The organism is Mesorhizobium sp. M7A.F.Ca.ET.027.03.2.1, assembly GCF_003999175.1.
GTDB lineage: Bacteria > Pseudomonadota > Alphaproteobacteria > Rhizobiales > Rhizobiaceae > Mesorhizobium.
Genome location: NZ_RZOM01000852.1, coordinates 1 through 2738, shown reverse-complemented (window position 1 = coordinate 2738; position 2738 = coordinate 1). Strand labels below are relative to the sequence as shown.

The 2738-nt window shown below is 59.6% G+C and carries 2 protein-coding genes; one reads left to right on the top strand and one right to left on the bottom strand.

All coding sequences use genetic code 11. The features are described 5' to 3' along the window. Window positions 1-809: acyltransferase family protein (locus EN750_RS39635; RefSeq protein ID WP_189526508.1), on the top strand; the 809-nt coding region annotated here is incomplete at its 5' end. Here EN750_RS39635 and EN750_RS27955 read toward each other — a convergent pair. Next, on the bottom strand, window positions 754-2637 hold the full coding sequence (locus tag EN750_RS27955) for a hypothetical protein (protein WP_127398643.1): 1884 nt from the start codon (window positions 2635-2637) through the stop codon (window positions 754-756). The genes EN750_RS39635 and EN750_RS27955 overlap by 56 nt on opposite strands. Window positions 2638-2738 lie beyond the last annotated feature (101 nt).

The following is a 2738-nucleotide window of genomic DNA, read 5'->3' as shown; positions in this document are numbered from 1 at the left end:
CTTATGCGCCGTGGATCGATGGCGTCTATTGGTCGCTTGGCGTCGAGATCAGCTTCTACGTGCTCATCGCAGCGCTTCTGATGATCCGCCGGTTCTCCTGGATTGAACCAGTCGCAGCGATCATCGGCACGGCCAGTTCTTTCTTCTGGCTATGGATCCTGGCGGCTACGCTGGGCTACGTGCACCCGCCAGTTTCAATGATCGACGGAAGATCAATGGACTTGCTGATGATCACCTACGGCACATATTTCGCCACCGGCGTGTTCTTGTGGTCATCGCTGATGATAAAGCCTAACGCGGCTCGCAGCGTTGCACTTCTGCTCTTCGTTGCGGGGGGGCTTGCTGGCATCTACATGAACACGCCGGCATACTTTGCTAAGGTCATCGACCCGTCATTACGTCTAGTGCCGCTACTCGTCTGGCTTTTCGCCATAAGCTTCATCGTTCTCGCAACCAGATTCGACAGCCTGATCGTCAGCAGGATGGGTCCTGCAACGCTTGCCGGCATCCGCCTCTGCGGAATGGCGACCTATCCGCTCTATTTGCTGCACGACATAATTGGTGCCGCGGTTCTGCGGACGCTTGTCCTGCAGGACATCGACCGTTTCGTCGCGCTTACCTACACCTTCGCGTTGATGATCGCCCTATCGCTTGCCGTCACATGGGCTGTTGAGCGGCCCTTTCGAAAGGCGATTTTGCGGGTCATCGATTTCCGGGTGCTAGACCGACTACTGCCGAGGCGAGCCAAAAAGCCTAGATTCCGGCTGCCAGCAGTCGTTGCTCATGATCCTTCAGCTTCGCCCACATGACATTCGCGGCCACAGCCAGCATCTCGACTGCCAGCCATTTGCGCGAGAACAGATCGCCTATCGACAGGTCATTATGCTGCCAGTCAGCCTGCGTCGGCATGCCAGGCAACGCTTCGTCGGCGAGCAACCGCGCGAAATATTGCTCCGGGTCGCGCGGGTCGAAGCCATCATCCAGCATCGCCTTGAACACGCGCGCGGTGCCATGCACGCGGGAGACGGTGACGGCCGGCGTGGTGACAGTCTCCGTCAGCGGAACCTCGATTGCATCAATGCCGTTGCCCGCCTCGTCCCACACAGGCACGAGATCGACGGCGGCCCGCCTTTCGATCGAACTGACTGACCGGCGCACCAAGCCATCGTCGGTTTCGACATCCACTGTCTTTTCGACCTCGACGTCGACCAGGACCGGAGCCTGGTTGACCGCTTCTGGAATGACAAGATCCGGGACCATGGCATCCCATTTTTCGAGATCGACTGCCCCTTCGGCGATGAACTCTTTCGACAGCGCCATGCAGGTCAGCAAGGTGTTATCGTCATAAACTGCCGTGGCGTTGATGGTGCCGGCGCCCTTGTCGCCGCCGGTCGCCCCCGTCATTACAAGGCCGGTGTTGACCGTCAATCTCACTGCTCGTGTGACGCCACCATTCGCGGTCGTTTCGAGAATCATATCGGTGCCTTGCGCCGTATCCGACCAATTCTCGCTTGCCCGGAACGTAAAGCCGGCGCGGCCCAAGGTCGAAAATGCGGTTGCGCCGTAGCCTCTTGCGCTAATGCCAGCCAGTGTATCGCCACTTTGCACAGCCGTCGGAGATGTAGACGTTCCTCTTGCTCGCTGTGCGATGATGGGGCCTGACGTGGGTGTGCTGGTATAAGAAGTAATTTGCAGCCCTTGGTTATTCGTAGAAATCGACAGTGTGTCAGTCAGCAACGTTGTGCCACTAAAGAGATTGGCGCCATCCAGAAGCGGCACATTATTTCCCGATGTGCCGGTGTTTTTGAGCGCTGCTGTGCCAAAAATCGCTGCCAAAATCTGCGTCCACGTCGAGTATTTCACCGCATTCAATGCGGCACTATCTCCGATGTACACACGGTCAGCCGCAACTGGCGTCGCCTTCGCTGTCCCATTAAAGTAGGCGAGCACGCCCGCCTTCAGATTGGCCCAAGTAAGCTTCTTCAAGCCAAATGAGGCAGCGCTATCAACCAGAGCCATCTCGTCAGCATCAACAGGGGTGGCCTTGCTTGCTGCAGCGTGAACTGCGGTCTGGACCGGTGTCCCGCTCGCTGAGATGACGGGAATAGCCGGATTCGTGCTGTCGATCGTAACGTTGGCCCCAGCGACCAAGCTGCTAACGGGGCCACCGGCCGCCGCATCCGCGACCGGGAACGGCCCTTCCCATGCCGTGCCGGACCATCGGTAAAAGGCGAAGGCAATGCCGAGTTCGGCGTGCAGGAAGAAGAACCCTTCATCGTCGGAGGTCAGGACAATGGCGTCGCGCTCGGCGATCGTGCCCGATGCGTTGGGATGGACCCCGGCCAGGGAGAGCGTCACCAACACCCGCGACAGCGTGCGGTTGAGATCGACGATATCGGCCGCGTTCGAATTCTCCAGCGCAATAGCATAGGCCGCCCCGGCCGCGGTTGCTCCCGGCCAGGGGTAGGCGAGCGTCAGGTTCGTGTCGTCTGTGACGGACAGGATGGGCACCGCCACGCCAAGGCGCGTGAACATGCCGCCCGCGACAAGCCCAAGCGCCCAAGCGGTGCCTGTGCCGGTCACCCCTGCATTGCCGTTCGTCACGGATACCGTGCCGGTGGAATAGATCGATGCCATTTGGATTTGCCCTTAGTCGGGAACAGCGAGGACGAAGTAGCGGAACACCCAGCCGCTGCCGGCCGTGTCGTTCACGCTGAAGGTGATGGTGTGCGCGGCGG

What these genes read in the sequence shown, in the direction of transcription:
- EN750_RS27955 (WP_127398643.1), bottom strand. Translation starts at nt 2,637, where the DNA reads ATGGCATCGATCTATTCCACCGGCACGGTATCCGTGACGAACGGCAAT.